This is a genomic window from Vibrio sp. 10N.222.48.A3 (assembly GCF_041475345.1).
GTDB lineage: Bacteria > Pseudomonadota > Gammaproteobacteria > Enterobacterales > Vibrionaceae > Vibrio > Vibrio tasmaniensis_A.
Genome location: NZ_JBFRVX010000923.1, coordinates 1 through 6458, shown reverse-complemented (window position 1 = coordinate 6458; position 6458 = coordinate 1). Strand labels below are relative to the sequence as shown.

Sequence of the window (6458 nt, the reverse complement as noted above, 5' to 3'; positions counted from 1 at the left end):
GTAAATAACTTACATCAATATCTTATCTATAAAATAGTCAGAACATGAGCTTTTTCAATCATTTTCGATATAATTAGAGAAAATGCCTAATCTTTAATACGTATGAATTTGAAAAAACTCTTCATTTTAGCTTTTGTTAGCGTCTTCTCAGGTTGTGCCGTCTACGCGGGGTTGAACTTCGATCAGCTCTTTGGTGAACAGCAAGTCCGTGATCGCCAAGCGCCTATTCTTTCATCTCAAGCACAGCATTTCATTGACGAAGTAAAGCCTATCATTGATAGCCGCTGTGTTGTTTGCCACGCTTGTTATGATGCACCTTGCCAGCTAAAAATGTCTTCAGTTGAAGGTATCGACCGAGGGGCGAGTAAGGCACTCGTTTATCAAGGCACCCGTTTAACCGCCTCAGCCCCTACCCGCCTGTTTGAAGACGCGATAACCACACAAGAGTGGCGTGATGCGGATTTTCATCCAGTGCTAAACGAACGTATGCAGAATTCAACGGCTAACCTTGATGCTGGGCTTGTTTCTCGTATGTTGATGCAAAAAGAAAACCACCCTCTTCCAGATCAAACGCAACTTGAAGGCTTCGACTTTTCAACCGATCGCGACCAACAGTGTCCAACCATTGAAGAGTACGCTCAATACGAAAGAGATTACCCGACGTGGGGAATGCCTTATGGCATGCCGAACTTAGATAAAACGGAATACGCGACTTTAATGAGTTGGTTGGAAAACGGCGCGTTAATGAATGACCATATTCCACTGAATGATGCGGAACAAGAGCTCGTTGATATCTACGAGGGCTTTCTCAACAAGAGTGACAATAAAAGCCAGCTTTCAGCACGTTATATCTATGAACATCTGTTTCTATCACACCTCTATTTCTCTGATTTAGCTCAGCCAACACGCTTCTTCACCTTGGTTCGTTCTGCGACGCCTCCTGGTGAAGCGGTTCAACGCATCACGAGTCGTCGACCTTACGACGATCCAAAAGTGGATCGGGTTTATTATCGCCTGATTCCAGAGCAAGGCACCATCGTCCACAAAACACACATGCCTTTCGCATTAAATGAAGAACGCCTGAACAATTGGAACACATGGTTTGTGGATGCTCGTTACGCTGTCAAACAACTTCCTAGCTACGCGATTGACGTCGCGGCGAATCCAATGACTTCGTTTGAAGCTCTTCCGGTGAACTCGCGCTTCCATTTCATGCTGGACAATGCACAAAACACCATCATGGCCTTTATCAAGGGGCCGGTGTGTCGCGGGCAGCTCGCACTCAACGTGATCAATGATAGATTCTGGGTACTATTCATCGATCCTGATAAAGCAGATCTGCCTGAAATTAATCAGTTTTATGCCAACCAGAAGCAAAACCTAAAGCTGCCTAGTGAACTAGAAAGCAACACTGTCCCTGTCACAAGCTGGGTGAGCTACGCGAAGCAACAAGCTCGATACCTTAATGCAAAATCAGACTTCACCAATCAATGGTTTGATAGCGGAGTAAATCTAGACACAGATATCATTTGGGATGGCAATGGCACGAACCGTAATGCCGCGCTTACTATCTTTAGACACTTTGATAGCGCTTCAGTTGTTCAAGGTTTAGTTGGCCCACAACCCAAGACAGCGTGGATTCTTGATTACGCCCTTCTAGAACGTATCCATTACCTTCTCGTTGCTGGTTTTGATGTCTACGGTAACTTCGGCCACCAACTGATTACCCGTATGTTTATGGATTTCTTGCGCCTTGAGGGTGAGAGTAACTTCTTGACCCTTCTTCCAAAAGACGTACGACACATTGAACACTCAAGTTGGTATGAAAACCAAAGCTCACAGTTGAGCGACTACTTGCAGCGTAATATTGCACCTTTTGACCAGCCAACCAACGTGATATACAAAACGACAAATCCTAAGCGTGAACTGCTTAATATGATCAAAGATAAGCTCGCGCCGATCCTCGATAATCGCTTTGATATTGTCGAAACAGGTTTCAGTCGGAAAAACGAAGCTCTGCTCAAACAAGTGAATTTGATTAAGGGAGTTGGTCTGCGTCATGTGCCTCAATTAGTTACGATCATGATTGAAAGCGAGAACGGCGATGAGCAGCTGTTCACCATGATTCACAATAACGCTCACAGCAACATTTCAAGCCTGTTCAATGAAGAGGGTAATCGAGATTACGCCAATGACGACTTAACACTAGTACGTGGGGTTGTAGGTAGCTACCCTGCCGCTTATCTGTCATTAACTGAGCGCAATATACCGACTCTGGTTAAAGCACTGCAAAGCTTGGACACAGAAAAAGATTACGTCGCGTTGCTGGATAAGTTTGCAGTACGACGCAGTTCGCCTGAGTTCTGGCCATTCAGCGACCGAGTTCACCGTTGGTATCAACAAGATCAACCGATTGAGTTTGGTTTATTGGATTACAACCGTTTTGAGAATAGATAGTAAAAATAGATAGCGAGTAAACGGTATACCTTGATTCTAGCTTTTGAACATTGAGCACATTGCCTCGAGCGTCGGCTATATTGCCTTGAACGTCGGCTATATCGCCTTAATCGTCGGCCATATTACTTGAAATCTTGGTAAGTCTTTCTTAAAGAACCATTGGTACACATGCTATAAAAAATCCTCTGACGAATAGTCGTTCAGAGGATTTTTTATTTAGCTTGCAGATTAGGTATAAGCTTAAAACAGGCTCACATCGTTAAACGGAAACATAGGGCACAAGTGCCTTCAACGAATCTCTAACTAGTTCCGATAAAGCTTGGTCGTTATCTCGATACTGCAATAATGGTTCTTCGCTTGCTTCAATGCTCTGACACAAGCTGTACAGTGCTGATAGACCCAAACTACCCGCCGACCCTTTAAGTTTGTGCGCCAAGGACTTCACTTCTCGTCCATCATCCGCTTGACTCGCCTCAGCTAATTCATTCAAGGTCAGGTCACTGCTTTCATCAAACAGCGCAACGATCTGTTTCATTTTCTCTAATCCAAGAATCGACAGATCACCCTCTATCACTTTGGAATCAATCAATTTCACCGGAGCATCTCCTCGGTCTTGGGTATCATATTGAGAATCAATTATAGCCGTGTGATTAGCCAATACATCTGCCATCTGTGTGGCGTTCAGTTCATCACTGTTACTCTCAATTACGCGTTTATAGTTTTGTTTGCAAACAGCATCATTCGGATCAGGCTGTGGCAACAACAGTGCTTTACCATCGAGTTGAGTAACGATGAGCTGAGAAAGAGCCTCTTTCTCCAACGGCTTAGGCAAGAAACCATCGAACCCTGATGCTAAATAGCTTTCGACTTCTTCATTGAATACATGCGCCGACACCGCCACCATAGGGGGTATATTTAGCGGCTCAGCCGTGGACGTTTGTTCTAGGATCGCTTTTAACTGTTGAATCAGCTCTATGCCATCACAATCGGGTAGATTGATGTCTACCAGCGCAATATCAAACGCCTGCTCACTGAATATAGCTCTGGCCTCTTCTCCTGTTGTCGCCATCACAACGTCATGGCCTAGGTTATTCAGAAATCCTTCAGCAACAATGCAGTTAACAGGGTTATCTTCAATCAACAGTACTTTGGCACGGATACAAGCTTCAATAGTCGGTGCTTTCGTTTCAATCTTCTCACCCGCGAACAAAGGTACTGAGAACCAGAATTGGCTCCCTTCACCTTCTTCGGAATGAACACCAATATCACCGTTCATTGCTTGCATGATACTTTTGCTGATCGCTAGCCCTAGCCCAGTGCCGCCAGTTTTATTGCGACCACTACCGGTTTGGGTGAATGCATCAAACAGACAAGCTTGCTCTTTGCTATCAATGCCAACCCCCGTGTCTGACACTTCAAACATCACTCGATTTTCATCTTCTATATCTAAGCTGATAAAGATATCGACTGAGCCTGTTTCAGTGAACTTAATCGCATTGCCAACCAGATTGTTCAAAATTTGGCTGATTCGTGTTACATCACCACGCCAATAACGTTGTACGTTACTTTCAATATGGAAATCGAAATTAAGTTTCTTCTCAGCAGCACGTCCCTCCATTAGTTGGTAGGTATCTTTAACCATTTGGTAGAGATCAAACGAAGCCGTGCGTATTTCTAAATGCCCCGCTTCTATCTTTGAATAATCAAGCACGTCATTCAAAATGGCGAGAAGATTCTTGCCGCTGCGGTTAATGATATCGGCATAACCCGATTGCAAAGGATCTAGCCCAGTATCTTTAAGTAATCGAGCCGTACCTAACACACCATTCATCGGTGTTCGTATTTCATGGCTCATCGTCGCGAGGAAGGCGGACTTAGCCCGGCTTGCTTGTTCTGCGGCATTACGAGCCTTAGCGTGATTTTCCACCTCGACATTCAACTTCTCATTGGTTTTTTGCAGTTGATAAGTTCGGTCGGTGACCAATTCTTCTAAGTGCTCTTTATGTTCTTCGAGCTCACGTTTCGCCTTCGCTTCTCCAACGGCAACCACTTGTAGCGCCTGTGCCGTATTTCTCGCTGTAATAATAGCCTCACCCATATGAGCCAGTTCATCATTACCTTTAACCGAGATATCGATATTCAGACGCCCCTGAGCGATAGACATCAAAGCTGAAGAGTATTCAGTAAGACGTTTAACCACCGAGATATAAACCACTCGCCAAACGATAAATGCGACGATAACCAAACCAATAACCGAAATCACAGACAGCGACCATTGAGCCAGATTCAACGTGCTGGTCAGCTCATCAACCGCTTTTTTTGTGCTTCGGTTTGAATCATCAACCAGTTGGTTAACCGTTGTATTCAGCTGAGAGAACAGCTCCAACGTATTTTGCATCAGAAACTCTGACTTTTTGGTGTTCTCATATTGTTCTAGCGAGATATCGAACACGACCTGGCGTTTTCTCAACTCTTCAAGCAACTGAGACATCTGCGCTGAACGAGTCGGATCTTCGACCGCTTTCACACGGCGCGCCATAATTCTTAGATTAGATTCAAACTCAGATTGGATTTGATGAATACGTTCAACGTTAGTGACAGTCTGCGTTTCTTCAATTTGATTAAGCATTTTGTACGCCAACAAATGTAATTCGTGCAAGCGTTCAGACAAATCAAGGTCAACCTCAACAAGCGCATCTAAGGCTTGGTAGGCTTTATCAGTTTGCTTAGTTTCTAGTAGGTCATAGATGTGTGTGACGTTGGCAACTGCGATGGTGGCCGTGTTCAACACTTGGGTTCGGGTTAGCTGCTCTAGCTCTTCCGCAAGTAGACGCATCTCTTCAACACGAGAAGACAGTTCCTTGTTTAACCAAAGCTTACGTTCAACTGACACGCCCAACTCAGCCAGTGTATTAATAACACTTTGGACATTGTTTTCGAGTTTATTAAGAAGTTGGGAATCAAAACTGTCGACGCCAAGTTCTTTGATATGCTGAAGAAGCGACTCAAGTTGACCGAACAACATAGTGCCCGCTTCTTTTCTTTCTGCTTCATTTCTCGCATTAGAAAGCGTTTGTACCGACGAAATAATACGGTTACTCAACTCAGATACTTGACGAGCTTCGATCATGGCAGGAAGAGCAGAATCGACGACGTTTCTTTCAGTCTTTGCTACAAAGCTAAAACCAGAAACACCGATCAATGCAGACAATAAAACCAACAGGGCCATCACTAAGAATGAGGCCAGTAGCTTGCGTCCAATACTCGCTGAAGCTAACAACATAAACTCTAAACCTTAAAACGTTCTTCTTTACCCATGCAGAATACGCTATATTTTGCAGTGTTTCTTATCTAAAACCAATAAAACGGCAATTCATGCTATCTAGACCTTTAACTTCAAAAATTCTTCTCTCATTACTAGCATCAGTCACCACTGTAGTAAGTGCTAGTGAGCCTTTGAGCCCAATAAAACCGGCAGAAGCCACATCACAAAAAGAAAAAATTTGTGCCATTTATCCGCACCTAAAAGACTCTTATTGGTTATCGGTTAACTACGGAATGGTCTCAGAAGCAGAAAAGCAACAAGTCGAACTTAGAGTTTTGGAAGCTGGCGGTTACCCCAACGTAGCCAAACAGGCCTCACAACTGGTGCTTTGCACGCAATGGGGGGCTGATGCCATTATTTTAGGCACAGTTTCGCCTGACGCTTACCATGAGAACCTGACCAACTGGGTCGGAGCAACCCCTGTGTTTGCCACAGTCAATGAGTTAACCGTCAATAAAGAGCAACAAAGAGTATTAAAAGGCACGGTCGGTGTCGACTGGTATCAAATGGGCTTCCAAGTCGGAGAGTTTTTGTCGAAAAGACATCCAAAAGGGTCAGGAGAAACACCTATCGCCCTATTACTTGGCCCACAAGCAAGCGGTGGCACTAAACCTGTGGCGCTCGGGTTTTATGATGCAATCAAATCGAGCGATATCAAAATCGCGATCAGCTATTG

4 protein-coding genes are annotated in these 6458 nt (G+C 44.3%); 2 read left to right on the top strand and 2 right to left on the bottom strand.

Annotated elements, in window-relative coordinates:
- Positions 1 to 102: 102 nt before the first annotated feature.
- Positions 103 to 2457, top strand: a complete 2355-nt coding sequence (locus AB4653_RS21875) for a fatty acid cis/trans isomerase (RefSeq protein WP_102257603.1) — start codon at positions 103 to 105, stop codon at positions 2455 to 2457.
- A gap of 259 nt (positions 2458 to 2716) precedes the next feature.
- Here the strand turns inward: AB4653_RS21875 and torS are convergent, their stop codons facing one another.
- Positions 2717 to 5740, bottom strand: coding sequence for a TMAO reductase system sensor histidine kinase/response regulator TorS (torS, locus tag AB4653_RS21870; protein WP_009844867.1), 3024 nt, complete (start codon positions 5738 to 5740; stop codon positions 2717 to 2719).
- Positions 5741 to 5804: 64 nt separating this feature from the next.
- Positions 5805 to 5969 carry a hypothetical protein gene (locus AB4653_RS21865; protein ID WP_232281790.1) on the bottom strand — a complete coding sequence of 55 codons (165 nt, stop codon included), beginning with the start codon at positions 5967 to 5969 and terminating at the stop codon, positions 5805 to 5807.
- Between AB4653_RS21865 and torT the strand changes: the two genes are divergently transcribed.
- On the top strand, positions 5914 to 6458 hold a 545-nt coding region (gene torT, locus AB4653_RS21860), incomplete at its 3' end, for a TMAO reductase system periplasmic protein TorT (RefSeq protein WP_372105342.1). The genes AB4653_RS21865 and torT overlap by 56 nt on opposite strands.